The organism is Streptococcus sp. HMSC068F04, assembly GCF_001837455.1.
In the GTDB taxonomy this organism is placed as follows: Bacteria; Bacillota; Bacilli; order Lactobacillales; family Streptococcaceae; genus Streptococcus; species Streptococcus salivarius_D.
The window spans coordinates 92039-111612 of the sequence record NZ_KV832464.1 but is presented as its reverse complement, the minus strand read 5'-3'; the positions used below and the strand labels follow the sequence as shown (position 1 = coordinate 111612).

Here is a 19574-nt window from a genome sequence, read left to right as displayed (position 1 = left end):
TTTGTGCAATTTTTGGATAATCGCATGGTTGCTAGTCTTCCATGAGGAAAGTCCATGCTAGCACTGGCTGTGATGCCAGTAGTGTTTGTGCTAGGTGAATTAATAAGCCTAGGGACTTGTTTTCAAGTTACGGCGAGTGAACTGGCTAAGTCTTCGGATAGGTTTTAGTAGCTCTGAAAGTGCCACAGTGACGGAGTTTTTAGGGAAACCTAAAAAGTGGAACGCGGTAAACCCCTCAAGCTAGCAACCCAAACTTTGGTAGGGGCATGGGATGGCTGGAAACGAACGGACCATCCTGACTGCTTTGCAGTAGACAGATGATTATCGAAGGAAGTGGTACCTAGTCACTTCTGGAACAAAACATGGCTTATAGAAAATTGCATATAGGTGAGGCTGGGACACATGTCTCAGCCTTCTTTTAGCAAGAATTCTCTCTTTTACAATTATATCTAAAGAAAAGAGTGGGAAAATAAACCGTCAGTTAAGAAAGTTTGTACTCGTAACAATGAGATAAAGGATGACAATGAAAGAAACATTTACATTAGTAGCAACTGCTGCAGCAGGTCTTGAAGCTGTGGTTGGACGTGAATTGCGTGAGTTAGGTTATGACACTCAGGTTGAAAATGGGAAGGTGCGTTTTCAAGGCGGTGTTCGTGCAATAGCTGAAACTAACCTTTGGTTGAGAGCAGCAGACCGTATCAAGATTGTAGTGGGTGAATTTCCAGCACGTACCTTTGAGGAACTCTTTCAGGGAGTTTTTGCCTTAGACTGGGAAAATTATCTTCCGCTAGGTGCAAAGTTCCCAATTTCTAAAGCTAAATGTGTTAAATCAAAGCTTCATAATGAGCCATCTGTTCAGGCGATTTCCAAAAAAGCTGTTGTTAAGAAATTGCAGAAGTATTTCCACCGTCCAGAAGGAGTGCCTCTTCAAGAAACAGGAGCAGAATTTAAGGTTGAAGTTTCTATTTTAAAGGATAAGGCTACGGTTTTGATTGATACCACAGGTGCTAGTCTCTTTAAGCGTGGCTATCGTACTGATAAAGGTGGGGCACCTATTAAGGAAAATATGGCGGCTGCTATCCTTGAACTTAGTAACTGGTATCCGGATAAACCGTTGATTGACCCGACTTGTGGTTCAGGGACCTTCTGTATTGAGGCTGCAATGATTGGTATGAACATTGCGCCAGGATTTAATCGTGATTTTGCCTTTGAAGCATGGAATTGGGTGGATAAAGATTTAGTACAGTCGGTACGTGATGAAGCAGATAGCAAGGCAAACTATGATGTTGAATTAGACATTATGGGTTGTGATATTGATGGCCGTATGGTTGAGATTGCAAAAGCTAATGCTCGTGAGGCAGGTCTTGAAGATGTTATTAAATTGAAACAAATGCGTTTACAGGACCTGAAAACAGATAAAATCAATGGTGTCATTATTTCAAACCCTCCTTATGGTGAACGTTTGTTGGATGACAAGGCTGTGGATATCTTGTATAATGAAATGGGTCAAACTTTTGCGCCACTTAAAACTTGGAGCAAGTTTATCTTGACCAGCGATGAACAATTTGAAAGCAAGTACGGTATGAAAGCCGATAAAAAACGTAAGCTTTATAACGGTACACTCCGTGTTGATTTGTATCAATATTTTGGTGAACGTGTTCGCCGTTCTGAGGCTAGAAAGGTAAATTAAACGTGTCAGAAGATAAAACACAAAATGGCTATGAAGGTAGCCAAGAGCTAGATTTCCAAGATGCCAAGGAAATGACAGTCGGTGAGGCTGTCCGCAAAGAAGCTGAGATTAATGCTGGTGTAACAGAAACAGATAGCATTTTGGATAAGTATATCAAGCAACACCGTGAAGAAGTTGCCTCACAAAAATTTTCAAAGAAAATTGAAGCTGACGGCGATACATCACCTTTGGATGCTTTTATTCAAAAGCAACGTCAGGAGTTTGCGGATTCAGGTTTGATTAGCCAATCAATGGCTAATGAGTCAATCAACTCAACAACAGCTACTGAAGAAGTAACACCGGTCACATTTGGTTTTGGTGCTACAGATAACAAAGCTGATGAAACTCAATCTCATATTGACAAGCAGTTGCCGAATGCTCCTGTTGAACCTGAGGTTATTGCAGAACCAGAAAGTCAAAGTTCTGAAGTTATCATTACGTCAACGAATGCTGATCGTTTCATCACGTCAGAAACAGAAAAATTTGACCTTGGTGATGCACTTGCTGATTCCTCTACTTTAACTAATCATCCAGCCTATAACGATGCATTGGTCGATAATATTGATGATAACAATCCTTTGATTGCTAACATTGATGATCCAGAACCACAAAATCCTGTTGTCGCCAATATTGATGATACTGAGCCACAAGCTTCAAACCCTTTGTTGGATGATGTTACTATCTCAGACACTATCGATTTGGCGGCTATTGCATCAACAGTGGCAGGGGTAACTGGAGTAAAAGCTGATGAAGAAAAGACAACACCAAAAGTGTCTATGGCAGTTAATCACCCATCTGCAGAAGACAGAATCTCTTCAGAATCTATTTCGCCATCGCATAAGAGTGCCTTTGATGGTGACATTCCAGTTTACCGCCGTAAAGGTGTTGTTATCGGTGCTCTAGCAGTTCTTGCTTTAGCTATTATTGGTGGTAGCTATGCTCTTTATAAGGGAACACATAGCCAATCGGCAAAAACAACAAGCACAGCTTCTTCAGCAGTGACGTCATCATCAAGCAAGGACACGGCAGCTGCTGATAATAAGGCCTTCGAAGAAATGTATAAGAATTTCTTCACAGATGACGAGCAAACAAAACTCGCTAATGATCAATTTGGTAAGCTATCAGATTTGGAAAAACTGCTCAAGAAATTGGAGAAAACCAAGTATTATGATGCAGCTAAGAAAAAATATGATAACTTGAAGAAACAAATTGAAGCTGTACAAAAGATTAACAGTCAGTTTGAGTCAGATGCTCTTGTAGATGGTAGCTATAATGCCTCTATCGCTGTTAAATCAGATGCTAACTTTAATAATCTTCCAGAAAGCGTAACAACAACTGGGAATGCGAGTCTTGATAGCACTATCCAAGAAGCTATTAAGGGTGGTAAGACTCAGCTTGAAGAAAAAGCTAAGGCTGCGAGCGCAACATCTGCAGCGACAGCTGCTGATAGTGCCAATACTGCTAGTCCTGCTGCACCTTCAGGTGATAACACGTCTGGAGCAGCTTCTACTGGTGGTGGTGCGGCTGCATCAAATACTTCTGGAGCGCAAAATGGATCAGCTAATTCAGGTGCAGCTGGTTCAACTGGTGCGACTGGAGGAACTACTGGTGGCTCAGCTGCAGCTTCAACAGTTGTAACACGCGGAATCACAAATTATAACCCATCAATCCTTCAACGTGACCGCTCACGTGTGCCTTATAATGCAAACGTAGTAGCAGATACAAGTAACCCAGCTTGGACTTGGGCTGACGGTGTTCTTGATAAGATCATCAATGAATCACACTCACGTGGTTACTTCTCAGGAGATAACTTCATCCTTGAGCCAGTTAACATTATCAATGGTAATGGTTACTACAACTTGTACCTTCCAGATGGAACTTACCTCTTCAGTATCAACTGTAAGACAGGTTACTATGTTGGTAATGGTTCAGGTCACTCAGATAAACTTGATTATTAATAATAATCTGCGACACTCCCTAGGGAGTGTTTTTTGTTTTATCTTGGTGAAGGCCTAGTTTATAAGGATTTTGTGCTATAATAGAGGGATAAGATAGGGGTGAATACTATGGCAAAATTGATGCCGGGTAGAGTCCGTAATGAGGGTATTGAACTTTTTGAAAAGGATCTCATTACCATTCATCAGGTCTCAGAAACTCAGTTGGATACAACAGTTGACCAACATCATTTAATTTATGCACTCAATGATTCTGAAATCACGTGTGACTGTGATTATTTCGCTCAAAAAGGCTATTGTCCCCATTTGGCAGCGGTTGAGTATTATCTAAAAAATGATAAAGAAGGCCAGCGTCTCTTGGCAGAACTGGAAGAGGAACAAGAGTCCTCTCAAGGCCAAGAGCGAGGTCACTCTTTTGGTGGTTTATTTTTAGAAGGCCTTTCCCTGAATGAAGATGATACCGTTAGATATAGCTTGACGGTAGAGGGAGAGGAATCTACTTTTGGTTCAGAGATTTGGTGGAGTATACGTTTACGTCGCTTACCAGATGAACGTTCTTATGTTATTCGAGATATTCCTGCCTTTCTCAAACTTGTAGAGGCTGAGGGTTATTATCAGATAGGTAAGAACTACTATGAACCCCTATCACTTATTCAATTTGACCAGGCTTCACAAGAATTTTTAGACTTCCTAGGACGGATGATTCCAGATGAAGCCAAGACTAATTTAGATTTTATTTTACCGAATAATGCACGTCACCTTTGTCTCCCTTACGGTTTTTTTGAGGAAGGTTTGAGACGGATGCAAGATTTGGATGGCTTTAGGTTTGAATGGGAAGGAACCGAATATCGCCAACTTTTGGTCGAGGATTTGACTGCTGATGCTCATCTCTTCTCGTTTGATATTTGTGTCGAGCCCAAGATGATTGAATTGACTGTCGCTGAGAAGAATAGTCAGGCCTTTTTTAATAATCGTATTCTCTTTTATCAAGGTGTTTTTTATCGTCTGAATCGAAAACAACAAAAACTTTTGGTTGGCTTACGCTCTCTTCCAATCGGAAGTGATTTGAATAAGCACGTCAGCTTTAATCTCGATGAACAAGCCATCTTGGCTGCTAGTCTTTTTGATTTTAGGACTATGGGGCCGGTTAAGGCACCAAAAGCTTTTAATATCAAGGATTTCACACCGAGATTTCGCTTTGATCTGAAAAGTGATAGTGAGATTATTCTTACATTAGCATTTGATTTTGATGGTTTCTTGGTACATGATCGCCAAGAGTTAAGTCATTTAGGATTTACTAGTAACTATCGTCATGAGCAGGCTGTTTTTCGTTTGATGTCTAAGCATGGATTCACCCCTGATTTTCAGTCATCTAAACGATTAAGTAGCAGTCAAGAGCTCTATGATTTCTTTACAAATACTCTATCAGATTTTGAAAATGCAGGAACGGTTCTGATTGGACAGGCGTTACGTGACTTACGGGTTGAACAGAGTCCACAGGTTCAGGTAGAGCGTCAGGGAAATTTATTAGATATTTCCTTTGATTTTTCAAGTCTTGACGACGAAGATGTGGATCATGCTTTAGCAGCCTTGATGGAAAGCTCGCCCTATTTTATCAATCGTAGTGGTCAGTTGATTGTTTTTGACGAAGCGACGCATCGTATTAGTGAGAGTCTCAAAACTTTGAGAGCTCGTTATTCAGGAAAAGGTCACCTAGAACTCAATCAATTAACTGCCTATCAATTGATGGATGCTCTTTCAGAAAGTGATTCTGTTCGTTTTTCAAAAGATTTCCAACTCTTAACGCAACATTTGAGTAAGCCAGAGACCTTTGATTTGCCAACCTATAAGGTAGAAGCTGGCCTTCGTCCCTACCAGGAAAAAGGTGTTCAGTGGCTATCGATGTTGCATCACTATGGTTTTGGCGGTATCTTGGCCGACGATATGGGGTTGGGGAAAACCTTGCAAACTATTGCCTACCTCTCTGCACATTTAGAAGAAGGACAACGAGTTTTGGTTTTGTCACCATCAAGCCTGATTTACAATTGGCAGGATGAGTTTAAAAAGTTTGCCCCTCAGTTAGATGTAGCGGTTTCTTATGGACTCAAGCCAAAACGTGATGACATCATTGCCGAAGACCACCAGATTATCATTACAAGCTATGCCTCCTTCCGTCAGGATTTTGATGCTTACAAGGCTGGTAAATATGACTATCTCATTCTCGATGAGGCTCAGGTCATGAAGAATACACAGACAAAGATTGCCCAATATCTACGTGATTTTTCTGTTCCACATTGCTTAGCACTATCTGGAACGCCTATTGAAAATCATTTGTTGGAGATTTGGTCTATTTTTCAGATTATTCTACCAGGGCTTTTACCAGCTAAGAAAACATTCCTTAAGTTAACACCTAAGGAAGTGGCTAGGTATATTTCTCCCTTTATTCTAAGACGTAAAAAAGAAGAGGTCCTTCCTGATTTACCAGATTTGATTGAAATCACTCACCAAAGTGAATTGTCAGATGCTCAAAAGGCTATCTATTTAGCACAATTACAACAGATGCAACAAGGCTTAATTTCAGCAAGTGATCAGGAAATCAACCGTCGTAAGGTGGAAATCTTGTCAGGAATTACCCGCTTACGACAAATCTGTGATACCCCAGCTCTCTTTATGGACTATGCGGGAGATAGCGGAAAATTAGACAGCCTTAGAGAGTTGCTTAGCCAAATTAAGGAATCAGACCATCGTGTCCTTATCTTTTCACAATTTCGTGGGATGTTAGATATTACAGAGGGTCTCTTACAAGAATTAGGAATTTCCTCATACAAGCTAACAGGGTCAACGCCATCTGATAGTCGTCAGGAGATGACCAGAGCCTTCAATCAAGGAAGTCGAGATGCCTTTTTGATTTCTCTGAAAGCAGGAGGAGTGGGATTGAATCTAACTGGTGCTGATACGGTTATTCTGATTGACCTTTGGTGGAATCCAGCGGTAGAAATGCAGGCTATTAGTCGTGCTCACCGTATAGGTCAGGAACAAAATGTCGAAGTTTACCGTTTGATTACAAGAGGGACTATTGAAGAGAAAATTCTTGAGCTTCAAGAAGGCAAGAAAAACCTGGTAACAACCGTCTTGGATGGCAATGAAAGCCGTGCCAGCATGACCGTTGAGGATATTAAAGAAATTCTTGGTATTGCAATATCTTAATTTGTTATATTTGATATTAGAATACTAAGAGGTGAAAATGCCACTAGGCAAATCTTTTGAATTAGGCTATAATAGAATATTGCAAGACGTATCTTCCCATTCCCGATTGTTTATATTAAGATACGCATCATCTCGAAAATGAAAGGAAGTCTTTTATGCATCGCCAAAGACGACAATTTCCGCTGATTCCAGACGGGGAATCTTGCTTGCAAGAACCGGTCTCTATGCGCCTATACGAAAATGAAGATTTAATCACAAATATCCGTGGCCCTTACCAAGATAAGGACTACAATGATTTGTTGCCGAACTATGATTTCTTGTCAGCTAAGCCTAGCAATCGTAAGCAGGCTCCAAAACGAGTGGAGACACAAGAAGCTGGCATGACTTATGCTGAGGAAGCCCGTGAAAAGGCTAAGCGTGATGTACGTGAGAAACGCCAAAAATTCCTCCGCCAAGAAGTTCAACAAACCAAACATACTAATAGCCGTCAACTGACTGCTAAGCCTAAGGTAGAAGCTAAACCAAGCTTTGAGGCTACTGTTGAGCCAGCTGCTGTAACAACGGATAAAGGACCAGTGACAGCCTCTATCTTGGGAGCTCCTGTAAGTGCTATCAAGCGAACTTTAGCACCTAATGGGAAGCACTCAAAGATCCATCACTTGGCAAATCGTCTGCAACAAGATTCTTACATCTTGGCAGAAGTGGCTCCAACCTATCAACAGCCTAGTAACCCATCTCGTAAGAACGTCAAGAAAAATAGCTATGACTTCTTGAAACGTAGCCAGGTTTATAATTACCCAGAACGTCAAACTTACCGTGAACACCGAGTTGCTCAAGAATTAAATTTGACGCATTTAGAAGACGCAAACTAATCGCAGTGCGATTGTAAGGAGAAACTATGTCAAAAACTTATCATTTTATTGGAATTAAAGGATCTGGTATGTCAGCTTTGGCTTTGATGCTCCACCAAATGGGACACAAGGTTCAAGGTTCAGATGTGGAAAAATATTACTTCACTCAACGTGGTCTTGAGCAAGCAGGTATTCCTATCCTTCCTTTCGATGAAAAAAACATCACAGAAGATGTTGAATTGATTGCTGGAAATGCCTTTCGTGAAGATAACAACGTTGAAGTTGCTTATGCAATTAAAAATGGCTACAGCTTTAAGCGTTATCACGAGTTCTTGGGTCACTTCATGGATCAATTCACTAGCTTTGGTGTGGCAGGTGCACATGGTAAGACTTCTACAACAGGTCTCTTGTCACATGTTATGAAAAATATCACCGACACGTCATACCTTATCGGTGACGGAACTGGACGAGGTTCTGCTAATGCACAATACTTTGTCTTTGAGTCTGATGAATATGAACGTCATTTCATGCCATACCACCCAGCATACTCAATCATCACTAACATTGACTTTGACCATCCTGATTACTTTACAAGTATCGATGATGTGTTCTCTGCCTTTGATGATTATGCTAAGCAAGTGCAAAAAGGACTCTTTGTTTACGGTGAGGATCCACACCTTCGTAAGATTACAGCCAATGCGCCAATCTATTACTACGGTTTTGAAGAAAATGATGACTTTATGGCAACAGACATTGTGCGTACAACGACAGGGTCTAATTTCAAGGTGAAACACGATGGACAAATCCTTGGAGAATTCCATGTGCCAGCCTATGGTCGTCACAATATCTTGAATGCAACTGCGGTTATTGGGAACCTCTATGTAGCCGGTTTTGACATGGACTTGGTTGCGGAACACCTTAAAACCTTCTCAGGTGTTAAACGCCGTTTCACAGAGAAAATTATCAGTGGTACTGTTGTCATCGATGACTTTGCCCACCATCCAACTGAAATTATTGCAACGCTTGATGCAGCACGTCAAAAGTACCCATCTAAAGAGATTGTTGCTATTTTCCAACCACATACCTTCACACGTACCATCGCCCTTCTTGATGAATTTGCTGAAGCTTTGAACGAAGCAGATGCTGTTTATTTGGCACAAATTTACGGTTCAGCGCGTGAGGTTGACCATGGTGATGTTAAGGTTGAAGATCTTGCTGCTAAGATCAATAAACCTGCCAAAGTGGTTACAGTTGAAAATGTCTCACCTCTCCTTGACCATGACAATGCTGTCTATGTCTTTATGGGAGCTGGAGATATCCAACTTTACGAACGCTCGTTTGAAGAGCTCCTAGCAAGCTTGCAAACACACATGTAATATATTAAGGGCTGTAGCGATTTCGCTCAGCTCTTTCTCTTAATAGAAAGGAATTTGATATGCTTATTCGACATGCCCGAAAGGATGATTGGGCTGATGTTGTTCGTATCGAACAAGAAAATTTTTCGCCTGAAGAGGCTGCAACTCCAGAGGCTATTGCAGAGCGTTTAGAGACGATTTGTGATACCTTTCTAATTGCTGAAATTGATGGCGTTGTAGTTGGTTACATCGAAGGACCTGTGATTGCGGAACGTTATCTCACAGATGACCTGTTCCATAAGGTGGCTCCTAATGCTAGTCAAGGAGGTTTTATTGCAGTTACTAGTTTGTCTATCTCCAAAGATTTTAAAGGGCAAGGTATTGGAACAGCCTTGATTGCAGCGCTTAAAGATCTGGCTATTGCTCAAAAACGCCAAGGTATTAGCTTGACTTGTCATGATTACTTGATTGCCTACTATGAGATGAATGGTTTTACTGATGAGGGAGAATCAGAATCAAAGCATGGTGGAAGCTCTTGGTATAATATGGTCTGGGAGAACCCAGAAACCCATTGATTTCAGTGTTACGTTACTGTGACAAAGGACCAATTGATTTGCATTAACTGACTTTTTAAGATATAATGGCGTTTGTTACTATAGAGGAGGTATGCCTTGACGGACAAGTTTAATGAACACTCGGAAGCTTCTGAAGATAGCCTAAGCTTCAAAGATCAGATTCTCCGAGACTTACAAGAAGCGACACGGCTCCGTTCTCTTCGTGAGGAGGAGCATAATAAAAGTGCAACTATGCCCGAGACACCACTTTCAACGTCAGCTGAGAGCGCTACAACTCGTAGTGATTCAGCGTCTAATAAAGTAAGTAACCAAGATTTTAGTTCACATTCTGTTTCACACAGTGCCTTTGCTAAATCTATGACTTCTGAGACAGCCCAAGATTCTCAACAAGATAGTCTTGGCTTGTTTTCAGATTCTCAAGAGGAGTCTTTAGTATCTGATGCTCATTCAAACCTAGCGTCTATTCCTAAAGAGCCAATTGAGGAGGAGACAAAGGTAAATATTCCTCAGGAGACTGAAACGTCGAAACGTCGTTTTAAACGTCCAGTTTGGGAAACTAGCCTTAACGAAGCATCTGAAGAGGAGTATATTCCTGCAGATGTTGCCAAGGAGCTCATTGAAGCTAAGTCTAACGAAGCTATTTATACAGACCCTAAAGAATTGGAGGCCAAATTGACCTCAGAACGTCAAAAAGAAGCATTCTTGCAGGAACATCATGCAACAAGTGACCAAGCGTCGCAAGAAAAGGTTCAATCAGAGCTAGTAGCTGATGGTAATGAGGATGATGAGAGTATTTCTCTAGAACCCTCTGGAAAACCTAAGAAAAAGAAAGGCAAGAAAGTGAAGAAGAAAAAGTCTTCGCCAAAAGATGGTAAACAGGCTGACATTGTCGACGAAGAGCCGATTTCACGTTCTAACCGAAATCACAAACGCAATAAAAATAACCGTCGTGCTGGTAAAATTGCAAGAAACATTATCATCTTCTTGCTACTTATCTTGTCAGTAGCTACATTCTTTGGTTATCGCTATGTTAGTGATGCTGTTGGCGCAAAAGATGTTAATTCAACTAAGTTTGTTAGTGTTGAAATTCCTGAAAATTCAGGTAGCAGTTATATCGGCCAACTCTTGGAATCAGCTGGTGTTATTAAGTCTGGTAAGGTCTTTAATTACTATACCAAGTTTAAAAACATCTCAAATCTGAAAAGTGGTTACTACAACCTTCAGGCTAGCATGACCATGGATGAAATTATTGAGGCACTTCAGAAAAAAGGAAGTGATAAACCTCAGGAGCCATCTCTTGGTACGGTCTTAGTCAAAGAAGGATATACCATTGATCAAATTGCCAAGGCAGTTGAAGTTAATTCTTCAGCTAAAAAAGGCAAAAAATCATCAACTGGACTTAAGGCGAAAGATTTCTTGAAATTGATGAAGGATGATGCTTTCATTACAAAGATGAAAGCGAAGTACCCAACCTTGTTGGCAAACCTTCCAAATTCTACGGATGCTAAGTATGTCCTAGAGGGTTATCTGTTCCCAGCGACTTATAACATTCATGATGATACGACGGTGGAGTCTTTGGCAGAGGAAATGTTGTCAACGATGGATGCCTACCTATCACCTTACTATGCGACGATTTCATCTAGTGGACATAATATTAATGAGATTTTGACCCTAGCTTCTCTTGTTGAAAAAGAAGGAGCTACAGATGACGACCGTAAAAACATTGCTAGCGTCTTCTATAATCGTCTAAACTCAGACATGGCTCTACAAAGTAATATCGCAGTTCTTTATGCTCTTGGAAAACTTGGTCAGGAAACGACCTTGAAAGAAGATGCAACTATTGACACAAACATTGACTCCCCTTATAATGATTATGTTCATAAGGGGTTGATGCCAGGTCCTGTGGACAGTCCTAGTCTGTCTGCGATTGAAGCGGTTATCAATCCATCATCTACCAAGTACATGTACTTTGTGGCAGATGTAACCACTGGTAATGTCTATTTTGCTGAAAGCTATGAAGAGCATCAGCATAACGTTGAAACTTACATTAACAGCAAACTAAAAGATAAATAGTCTAATTGGCTCATTAAAATCAAGCAAACGAATAGTGATTCTAACGATACAGCCAACGGCTCAAAAAATAGAAAAGAGAAAAAAATGGCAGAAAAAACATATGTAATGACACAAGCAGAGAAAGAACAACTTGAAGCGGAATTGGAGGAGTACAAACTCGTCCGTCGTCCAGAAGTTGTAGAACGTATTAAGATTGCACGTTCTTATGGTGACCTTTCAGAAAACTCTGAGTATGAAGCAGCCAAAGACGAGCAAGCCTTTGTTGAAGGACAAATTCAGATTCTTGAAACAAAAATTCGTTATGCAGAAATCGTTGATAGTGATGCTGTTGCTAATGACGAGGTTGCAATTGGTAAAACAGTTGTTGTTCAAGAAGTTGGTACAAACGACAAAGATACTTATCATATCGTTGGTGCAGCCGGTGCTGATATCTTCTCAGGTAAAATTTCAAATGAAAGCCCAATTGCTCAAGCCTTGATTGGTAAGAAAGTTGGCGACAAAGTCGCTATCGAATCACCAGCAGGTAGCTACTCTGTAGAAATCCTTAGTGTAGAAAAAACAGCCTAAGTGACTGTTGGCATTAAGGTGTCCAATATTTGAAACTAGTGGGAGTGAGACAAAACAGTTGTTCTGTCTCACTCCCTTTTTGCTTACCGGCGCTATTAGGAGTTAGGCTGGTCTGAATTAATCTATAAGAAAAGCACTCTTGGCATTTGCCAAGAGTGCTTTGTAGCTTATTTACGATTTTGCTTACCGGCATTACGGTTTTTCTTTGGTTTACTTGCAATTGCTTGAGTATTTTTTGGTGTTACATCTTTACGCTTGATTGGTGTAGTACGAGGTGCTTTTGGAGGGTTCTTTTTGAACTCTTCAGCAACTTTTTCTTTCAAGCGAGGTTTGATGATGTAGTTGGTAATCAACTGTTGGATAATAGAGAAGATACCACCAACGAACCAGTAGAGGATTACGGCTGCAGGTGAGCTAATACCAAAGAAAATCATCATGATTGGCATACTGTACATCGTCGCTGCCATTTGTTTACGTTGCTCTTCAGGAACTTGTTGAATAGACAACCAAGATTGGAAGTAGTAAAGAGCTGCGATGATGATAATCAATGGGAAGTCACGGTGACCAAGGTTAAACCAGAGGAAGTTATCTTGGAGTACACCAGGAGTGTAACGTGCTGCGTAGTAGAGTGCTGAGAAGAATGGGAACTGAATCAATAGAGGAAGACAGCCGACACCACCCATCAAGCTTAGACCGTTTTCACGCTGAGCTTGCATGAGTTCAGACTGGGCAGCCATTTTTTCCTCTTGAGTTTCGGCGTTACGCAAACGTTCGTTGATTGGTTCCAAGATAGGCGCAAGGTACTCACGTTTTGCTGATTGGTAGGCTGCGCTACGAGATTGGTGAAGACCAAGTGGCAAGATAATCAAACGAACAATGATGGTAACAAAGATAATACCAAGACCAAAGCCGAGACCAAGATTATCAGCGAAGTAGGTGATGACGTGGCTCATAGGGCGACCAAGGAGGTTCCAGACCCAACCAGTAGGATTACCAGACTTATCAAGGCTCACACATCCTGATAGGAAGAAAAGCATGCTGGCAGCAAGCCCCATCAGGGCTAGACGTTTTTGATTTTTATTCACAATATCATTCCTTTTGTTTTTTAGTTATACTTGTCTATTTTACCTTTTTTTAAGAAAGAGAACAAGCTAAAAACGGTGGCTTCCTCTTAATTAGCCATCCGAAAATCGCTGTAATTTGAGAAGTTTGCCATGGTCACATCGACATAGGTTACTTTAGACCATTTTGAAGGTCCTTTTCGAACTTCTTGAATAAATTTAGCTAACTTAGCAGGATTGTCTGACTGAGCTAGGATTTCAACAGTTCCGTCGTCATTATTCCAAACCCGACCGTATATATCTCCAATATCTAGTGCTAGAGCATAGGTTGAATAACGAAAACCAACACCTTGGACTCTTCCTGAGACTAATAATCGTACTTTTTGCATGATCCACGACCTCCTTTTGAAAGCTCTTTCTTTTAGTATAATCCTTGCTATAAAGTCGGTCAAGTCCAAGATTTATCAAGGAATTTCTGCTATAATGAGTGTATGGAAATCATTCAATCAAAGCAAAATGCTAGCATTAAGTCTGCTAGAAAATTATTGCAGCGCAAGCACCGTAAAACTAGTTATCTTTTAGAAGGATGGCATCTTTTTGAGGAAGCAAAGGCAAGTGGTGCTGAGATTCTTCAAGTTTTCGTGCTTGAGGAAATGGCTGATCGTGTGGCTAATATGGCTAAGGTGAAGTTGGTTAGTCCAGGGGTGCTCAAGGAGCTCTGTGAAACTCAGACCCCCCAAGGGATTGTGGCAGAAGTTGCTAAACAATCTCAAGCCTTGCCAGAGTCTCTCTCAGGTAAGTACCTTCTCTTGGAGGATGTTCAGGATCCTGGCAATGTAGGAACAATGATTCGCACAGCGGATGCCGCAGGTTACGATGGAGTTTTTTTGTCAGACAGATCAGCTGATATTTATAATCAGAAGACCTTGCGTTCTATGCAGGGAAGTCATTTCCATCTTCCAATCTATCGTGGACCTATTCTTGACATGGTTGAGGCTTGCAGAAAGCAAGGGGTACCCGTCTTGGCAACGACTCTCTCAGATGTCTCGGTTGACTATAAAGCAGTTAAGACAGATGGTAATTTTGCCTTAGTGATGGGAAATGAAGGTCAAGGAATTAGTCAGGAAATGGCTGAGTCTGCTGATCAACTTGTACATATTAGCATGCCAGGTCAGGCGGAGAGTCTGAATGTTGCTGTGGCAGCAGGAATTCTCATGTTTAGTCTCTAGGTCTCAAGGATGATTTTAGGAGAAAACAACTGACTTTTAAAGTAATTTTAAGCACTAGTGGTATAATGAAGAAGCATTAGAAACATTAATGAGGTATTATTATGAAACGACCAGAAGATGATAAAGAATTCATGGAAGTTGTGGGACATTTGATTTCACACCCACGTTTTCAAAAATTGGATGGGATTGTACAACACCATCATTCGACACGTTTAGAACACTCGGTTAATGTTAGTTACACCAGCTATAAGATTGCTAAAAAATTTGGCTGGGATGCCAAGAGTACTGCTCGAGGCGGTCTCTTACATGACTTTTTCTATTATGATTGGCGAGTGACTAAATTTAATAAGAGTCATGCTTGGGTACACCCACGTATTGCTGTTCGTAATGCTAGAAAGCTTGTTAATCTAAATAAAAAAGAAGAGGATATTATCCTCAAGCATATGTGGGGAGCAACGATTGCACCGCCGAAGTATAAGGAATCTTATATTGTTACTATGGTGGATAAGTATTGGGCGGTTAAAGAAGCGGCGACACCCTTACGAAACCGAATTAAAAATCGTAAGTTTTTCCGTCGTAAGACCCTACAAAGCCACCACCAATAATTCGTTATTTTTAGGAGATAACTATGGAATCAAATGCAATTTATACGACTAGTGATGCGGGCTTAAGCCGCTTTTTCGGAAAGATTTATGGCCTTGTTGGTATGGGAGTGGGACTTTCAGCAGTCATTTCTTATCTGATGCTCTTCCCTCTCTCGCATGTTTTTGTCAATATTCTCATGAATTATTCTTGGGTTTACATGGCAGCCCTCTTTTTAGAGTTTGGTTTGGTCTTTTTGGCTAGCGGTGCTGCACGAAGAAATACACCTGCAGCCCTACCTTTATTTTTGGTTTATTCCGCTTTGAATGGATTTACACTTAGTTTTATCATCGTTCAATACACGCAAGCTATAGTTTTTCAAGCTTTCCTTAGCACTGCCATTGTTTTCTTTATCATGGCCCTTATCGGAGTTAGTATTAAGCGAGATCTATCAGGCATGGCTAAGTTCCTTATGGCAGCCTTGATTGGGATTATTGTGGCTAGCTTGATTAATATTTTCTTTGCAAGTAGCATGATGAGTTTTGTGATTAGTATTGTATCAATTCTTATTTTCTCTGGTTTAATTGCCTATGATAACCAGATGATTAAAAAGGTTTACTACGGTACCAATGGTCAGGTCACAGATGGATGGGCAGTTTCTATGGCACTTAGTCTTTACTTGGATTTCATTAACTTATTCTTGAATATCTTGCGACTCTTTGCTAGACGTAATTAGTAAAAAGAATCAGCCACCTGGCTGATTTTTTAATGTCTAATAGTTTTTTGTAAGTGTCCCTTGCTGGCCTGTGTAAGCGTAGAAGAGTGGGTAGTATTCCCATTTTCCGACATAGCTATCTTTATCTGGGAAGGCCCACTTGTCGTCTTTTTTAGTAAGTTCGACTGAGTAATTATCAAAGATATTTGTTCCTTCTGTCTTTGGTGCTGATGGGCTTACTTCTTTGATTGAATTCGGTAGGTAAGTTTCCATGTAGTATTGTCTTGTTAGTTGATCGACATTTCCAGCGTTGGCACCATTGCTTTGTAGGTAGTTTTTAAGGTCATCTGTGAGATTTGGGTGATTAGCACCATAGGCATCGTCTGCAGCTTTCATACTGATAGTTGACATGCTGACATTGAATTCTGCCTTATCTTTAGCGACAATAATGTTATCAACAGTATAGCTACCGCGTTCACGGTTAGCAGTTTGGACCCAACCAAAAACTTTTGGAATTTCATCACCGGTTGGTTTGATATGATCAGTATCATCATAGCTGTATTGAAGGCTATCTGAGAAATATTGGTTAAGTTCGCCCTTGGCTTTGTCCAAGTCGTTAGAAACAAATTTACTGTAGTCTTTGCTTTCACCACCTAGAAGAACTGCATTGAAATAAGCATCAACAGCCTTTTTAACATTGGTAGTTGTTTTACCATCGAAATCTTTTAGGCTAGTAGAAACTGTTTGTCCCTCTGTTTTCTCATCTTTTGATTCAAAATAGAGTTTATAGCTTTCGTCGTTGTTAACTTCGAAAAAGAGTGAGACAGTCTTGTAGTCGTCAGCTTCAAGCTTTCCAAAGTCATCTGTAGCGTCCTCTACGTTCTTATTTTTATTGAAGAGAGTAGGTAGGTCGCCCTTGTCGAGCTTGCTTGCTGTGACTTTTTTACCATCTTTATCTTTGAGGTAGAATTGTTTAGCAGATGTTTTAAGCTCATTTTCCATATCTTCCGAAGTATTCTCGAGTTTGAATGAAACTTCGACTAGGGTTTGGTCATCCTTGAGCTTGAGGTCGCTTCCTGACATATAGACAATATCGTTAACAGAAAGCTTGGCATCAAGTTTTGGCTTGGCACATGCTGAGAGCGTTAAGATGGCTGCTAGAGCAAGAGCCCCAGAGTAAAGATATTTTTTCATAAATAATCCCCCATTATTTTATTAGGTTGTAGGTCTATTGTATCATGAAATATGCCTTGAGATTATTAGAAAATTGGGTTTCAAGCCTTTTCTTATGCTATAATAGGATTACTATTGTAAAAAAATGGAGAATCAAATGACAAAAACACCTTTTATTACGGCTGATAAACTTGAACAAATCACTGCAGAATTTCCAACACCTTTCCATCTTTACGATGAAAAAGGTATTCGTGAAACAGCGCGTGCAGTTAATGCAGCCTTTTCGTGGAATCCAGGTTTTAAAGAATTCTTTGCTGTAAAAGCTACACCTAATCCAGCAATCCTCAAAATCTTGAAGGAAGAAGGGTGTGGTGTCGATTGTGCGACCGATACAGAGCTTGTCATGAGTAAGAAAATTGGTTTTGATAGTAGCGCCATTAGCTTTACATCTAATGATACACGTGCAGAAGAGTTTGTTTACGCGCGTGATATTAATGCGACAATTAACCTTGATGCTTACGAAGATATCTTTTTCTTGGAAGAGGCTGCAGGGCTTCCTGAAACCCTTTCTTTGCGCTTTAACCCAGGGGGCGTCTTCTCTCTTGGTACTGATATCATGGATCATCCTGAAGAATCAAAATTTGGGATGACTAAGGAACAGCTCTTCAAAGGTTATGCCTACCTTAAAGAAAAAGGAGTGAAATCATTCGGTTTGCATGCTTTCTTAGCGTCAAATACAGTAACGAATGAGTATTACCCAACCTTGGCTGCTCAACTGTTTGAATTGGCGGTAGAAATCAAGAATGAACTTGGTGTTAGTCTTGACTTTATCAACTTATCAGGTGGTGTTGGAGTGGACTACACACCAGCCAATAAACAAAATGATATTGCCGTTATCGGTGAAGGCGTTCATGCTAAATTTGATGAAATCCTTGTTCCGAATGGTCTTGGACACATCAGTATTTACACTGAGCTTGGGCGTTTCATGACAGCACCTCATGGCCTTGTCGTTTCTAAGGTTCTTCATATTAAGGACACTTATCGTCGCTATGTTGGTGTAGATGCTTCTGCGGTTAACTTGCTCCGTCCAGCTATGTACGATGCCTACCACCACATCACGAATATGACTAATCCAGATGGTGACATTCAAGTAGTTGATGTGACAGGTTCGCTTTGTGAAAATAATGATAAGTTTGCTAAGAACCGTGAATTGCCAGAAGCTCGTATTGGAGATACATTGGTTATCCACGACACAGGTGCTCATGGTTTCTCAATGGGTTACAACTATAATGGACGCCTTCGTTCTGCAGAAATTCTCTACCAAGAAGATGGCACAGCTCGTATGATTCGCCGTGCAGAGACGATGAATGATTACTTTGCCACTCTTGATGGTTTTGATTTTGACATTTAACAAAAAATAAGCTAGGCCTTAAAGGCTCTAGCTTATTTTACTTTAATGATGACAGCTTCAAGAATGATATCGGCTAATTCCTCAGGGGATTCGATACAGCCTTCTTTGAGCCAGATTGTCAAAATGGTAACAATAGTGCTAACATAAACTTCCAATGAATATTTGGCAGGGATATGATAGCTTTGTTCCATGAGCTCTGTAACATTTTCAATATCAGAGTTAAGGATAGTCTCGATAATGAATTCACGAATCATCTCATTGATGTTTGGAATGTGTGTCATCAAGGTGAGACAGAGTTTTTGATTTTCCTTAAGATATCGTAGCATTTCAGTGACAACACCTTCTTGGTAGGTCATGTCTTCCTGAAGAATACTTGAGATTTTATCTAAAATCTTTGAGAAGGTTGTTTCAACCAAATCTTCCTTATTTGAATAGTAGTAGTAGAAGGTCGGTCTGCTGAGATTTGCCTTCTTGATGATATCTGTGATGCTGATTTGTTCGAGTGAACTCTCCTCTAAGAGTTCAATAAATGCGTTGACAATTTTTCGTTCGGAAATAGTTGCTTCCTTGAGCATAAATAAACCCCTTTATATAAACATAATAATAATTCCACAACCTATATAATAACCTATTTTTGTTCTAGAAATCTTACAAGTCCTTTACAGTTGTAAGTGAAAAATACTGAAAGTCTCATTTTATCGGTATTTTAAACGAAAAAACTATTTTTCTAGACGTTTTTAAGAATCAACGTCTTATTTGTCAGTAGGGGCCATTTTTGCTATAATATAAGGTAAATCAACGTTATAGGAGAATTGAATTTATGAACACCGTCCTTTGGATTATTCTTGTTTTTGTAGCCCTTTTGGGTGGTTTTTATGGAGGCGCATATTTTGCCCGCAAACAAATGGAGAAAGAATTGGCTGAAAATCCTCGTTTGAATGTGGACGCTGTTCGTACCATGATGTCAGCTGCGGGTCAAAAACCAAATGAAGCAAAAGTGCGTCAAACATATAACCAAATTATCAAACAACAAAAACAAGCACTTGCAGATAGCAAGAAAAAGAAAAAATAATGGTGGGGAGCTGGGACGT

17 protein-coding genes and 1 other RNA gene are annotated in these 19574 nt (G+C 40.3%); 14 read left to right on the top strand and 4 right to left on the bottom strand.

The window, feature by feature from the left end; all coding sequences use genetic code 11:
• Positions 1-8: 8 nt before the first annotated feature.
• The 9 genes from rnpB to greA all read left to right on the top strand — a co-directional run bounded on the left by rnpB (position 9) and on the right by greA (position 12312).
• Positions 9-375, top strand: an RNA gene (gene rnpB, locus HMPREF2571_RS02305) — RNase P RNA component class B.
• A 148-nt stretch (positions 376-523) separates the two neighbouring features.
• A complete protein-coding gene (locus HMPREF2571_RS02300; RefSeq protein WP_041817330.1) occupies positions 524-1690 on the top strand; it encodes a THUMP domain-containing class I SAM-dependent RNA methyltransferase in 1167 nt (388 codons plus the stop codon).
• A gap of 2 nt (positions 1691-1692) precedes the next feature.
• Entirely contained in the window at positions 1693-3687 is a 1995-nt protein-coding gene (locus HMPREF2571_RS02295; protein ID WP_013990018.1) for a cell division site-positioning protein MapZ family protein, read from the top strand.
• 108 nt (positions 3688-3795) lie between these two features.
• Positions 3796-6891 (top strand): pilus expression-regulating Snf2 family helicase, encoded by a 3096-nt coding sequence (locus tag HMPREF2571_RS02290; RefSeq protein WP_013990019.1) that lies wholly within the window; start codon positions 3796-3798, stop codon positions 6889-6891.
• A 155-nt stretch (positions 6892-7046) separates the two neighbouring features.
• Complete coding sequence (locus tag HMPREF2571_RS02285; RefSeq protein WP_013990020.1) at positions 7047-7763, top strand: divisome accessory protein ZapJ; 717 nt, start codon at positions 7047-7049, stop codon at positions 7761-7763.
• A 26-nt stretch (positions 7764-7789) separates the two neighbouring features.
• The gene (gene murC, locus HMPREF2571_RS02280; RefSeq protein WP_002883664.1) at positions 7790-9118 is read left to right on the top strand and encodes a UDP-N-acetylmuramate--L-alanine ligase; all 1329 of its coding nucleotides are present in this window, start codon (positions 7790-7792) and stop codon (positions 9116-9118) included.
• Positions 9119-9177: 59 nt separating this feature from the next.
• On the top strand, positions 9178-9672 hold the full coding sequence (locus HMPREF2571_RS02275; RefSeq protein ID WP_013990021.1) for a GNAT family N-acetyltransferase: 495 nt from the start codon (positions 9178-9180) through the stop codon (positions 9670-9672).
• Between the two features lie 96 nt (positions 9673-9768).
• Positions 9769-11745: an endolytic transglycosylase MltG gene (gene mltG, locus HMPREF2571_RS02270; protein WP_070847109.1), complete on the top strand. Its 1977-nt coding sequence runs from the start codon at positions 9769-9771 to the stop codon at positions 11743-11745.
• A gap of 84 nt (positions 11746-11829) precedes the next feature.
• On the top strand, positions 11830-12312 hold the full coding sequence (gene greA / locus HMPREF2571_RS02265) for a transcription elongation factor GreA (protein ID WP_002883697.1): 483 nt from the start codon (positions 11830-11832) through the stop codon (positions 12310-12312).
• A 167-nt stretch (positions 12313-12479) separates the two neighbouring features.
• On the opposite strand, the gene yidC is transcribed toward greA, so the two are convergent.
• Both yidC and HMPREF2571_RS02255 read right to left on the bottom strand, forming a co-directional pair.
• Entirely contained in the window at positions 12480-13397 is a 918-nt protein-coding gene (gene yidC / locus HMPREF2571_RS02260) for a membrane protein insertase YidC (protein ID WP_002883649.1), read from the bottom strand.
• A gap of 86 nt (positions 13398-13483) precedes the next feature.
• Positions 13484-13762 (bottom strand): acylphosphatase, encoded by a 279-nt coding sequence (locus HMPREF2571_RS02255; protein ID WP_013990023.1) that lies wholly within the window; start codon positions 13760-13762, stop codon positions 13484-13486.
• 102 nt (positions 13763-13864) lie between these two features.
• Here HMPREF2571_RS02255 and HMPREF2571_RS02250 point away from each other — a divergent pair, with 102 nt between their 5' ends.
• The 3 genes from HMPREF2571_RS02250 (at position 13865) to HMPREF2571_RS02240 (ending at position 15920) form a co-directional block, all read left to right on the top strand.
• Positions 13865-14602, top strand: coding sequence for a TrmH family RNA methyltransferase (locus tag HMPREF2571_RS02250; protein ID WP_013990024.1), 738 nt, complete (start codon positions 13865-13867; stop codon positions 14600-14602).
• 101 nt (positions 14603-14703) lie between these two features.
• Entirely contained in the window at positions 14704-15207 is a 504-nt protein-coding gene (locus tag HMPREF2571_RS02245; protein WP_002883682.1) for an HD domain-containing protein, read from the top strand.
• Between the two features lie 23 nt (positions 15208-15230).
• Entirely contained in the window at positions 15231-15920 is a 690-nt protein-coding gene (locus tag HMPREF2571_RS02240) for a Bax inhibitor-1/YccA family protein (protein ID WP_002886525.1), read from the top strand.
• Between the two features lie 36 nt (positions 15921-15956).
• Here HMPREF2571_RS02240 and HMPREF2571_RS02235 read toward each other — a convergent pair whose 3' ends face one another.
• Entirely contained in the window at positions 15957-17093 is a 1137-nt protein-coding gene (locus HMPREF2571_RS02235; protein ID WP_013990025.1) for a DUF5105 domain-containing protein, read from the bottom strand.
• 136 nt (positions 17094-17229) lie between these two features.
• Between HMPREF2571_RS02235 and HMPREF2571_RS02230 the strand changes: the two genes are divergently transcribed.
• Positions 17230-18483, top strand: coding sequence for a diaminopimelate decarboxylase (locus tag HMPREF2571_RS02230; protein ID WP_013990026.1), 1254 nt, complete (start codon positions 17230-17232; stop codon positions 18481-18483).
• A 32-nt stretch (positions 18484-18515) separates the two neighbouring features.
• Here HMPREF2571_RS02230 and HMPREF2571_RS02225 read toward each other — a convergent pair whose 3' ends face one another.
• Positions 18516-19058 carry a TetR/AcrR family transcriptional regulator gene (locus HMPREF2571_RS02225; protein WP_002886528.1) on the bottom strand — a complete coding sequence of 181 codons (543 nt, stop codon included), beginning with the start codon at positions 19056-19058 and terminating at the stop codon, positions 18516-18518.
• Between the two features lie 245 nt (positions 19059-19303).
• On the opposite strand from HMPREF2571_RS02225, the gene HMPREF2571_RS02220 reads away from it, so the two are divergent.
• A complete protein-coding gene (locus HMPREF2571_RS02220; protein ID WP_002883695.1) occupies positions 19304-19555 on the top strand; it encodes a YneF family protein in 252 nt (83 codons plus the stop codon).
• The last annotated feature ends 19 nt before the right edge of the window (positions 19556-19574 follow it).

What these genes read in the sequence shown, in the direction of transcription:
- HMPREF2571_RS02255 (WP_013990023.1), bottom strand. Translation starts at nt 13,762, where the DNA reads ATGCAAAAAGTACGATTATTAGTCTCAGGAAGAGTCCAAGGTGTTGGT.
- HMPREF2571_RS02300 (WP_041817330.1), top strand. Translation starts at nt 524, where the DNA reads ATGAAAGAAACATTTACATTAGTAGCAACTGCTGCAGCAGGTCTTGAA.
- murC (WP_002883664.1), top strand. Translation starts at nt 7,790, where the DNA reads ATGTCAAAAACTTATCATTTTATTGGAATTAAAGGATCTGGTATGTCA.
- HMPREF2571_RS02245 (WP_002883682.1), top strand. Translation starts at nt 14,704, where the DNA reads ATGAAACGACCAGAAGATGATAAAGAATTCATGGAAGTTGTGGGACAT.
- HMPREF2571_RS02230 (WP_013990026.1), top strand. Translation starts at nt 17,230, where the DNA reads ATGACAAAAACACCTTTTATTACGGCTGATAAACTTGAACAAATCACT.
- HMPREF2571_RS02285 (WP_013990020.1), top strand. Translation starts at nt 7,047, where the DNA reads ATGCATCGCCAAAGACGACAATTTCCGCTGATTCCAGACGGGGAATCT.
- HMPREF2571_RS02250 (WP_013990024.1), top strand. Translation starts at nt 13,865, where the DNA reads ATGGAAATCATTCAATCAAAGCAAAATGCTAGCATTAAGTCTGCTAGA.
- greA (WP_002883697.1), top strand. Translation starts at nt 11,830, where the DNA reads ATGGCAGAAAAAACATATGTAATGACACAAGCAGAGAAAGAACAACTT.
- HMPREF2571_RS02290 (WP_013990019.1), top strand. Translation starts at nt 3,796, where the DNA reads ATGGCAAAATTGATGCCGGGTAGAGTCCGTAATGAGGGTATTGAACTT.
- HMPREF2571_RS02235 (WP_013990025.1), bottom strand. Translation starts at nt 17,093, where the DNA reads ATGAAAAAATATCTTTACTCTGGGGCTCTTGCTCTAGCAGCCATCTTA.
- HMPREF2571_RS02225 (WP_002886528.1), bottom strand. Translation starts at nt 19,058, where the DNA reads ATGCTCAAGGAAGCAACTATTTCCGAACGAAAAATTGTCAACGCATTT.
- HMPREF2571_RS02275 (WP_013990021.1), top strand. Translation starts at nt 9,178, where the DNA reads ATGCTTATTCGACATGCCCGAAAGGATGATTGGGCTGATGTTGTTCGT.
- HMPREF2571_RS02240 (WP_002886525.1), top strand. Translation starts at nt 15,231, where the DNA reads ATGGAATCAAATGCAATTTATACGACTAGTGATGCGGGCTTAAGCCGC.
- HMPREF2571_RS02220 (WP_002883695.1), top strand. Translation starts at nt 19,304, where the DNA reads ATGAACACCGTCCTTTGGATTATTCTTGTTTTTGTAGCCCTTTTGGGT.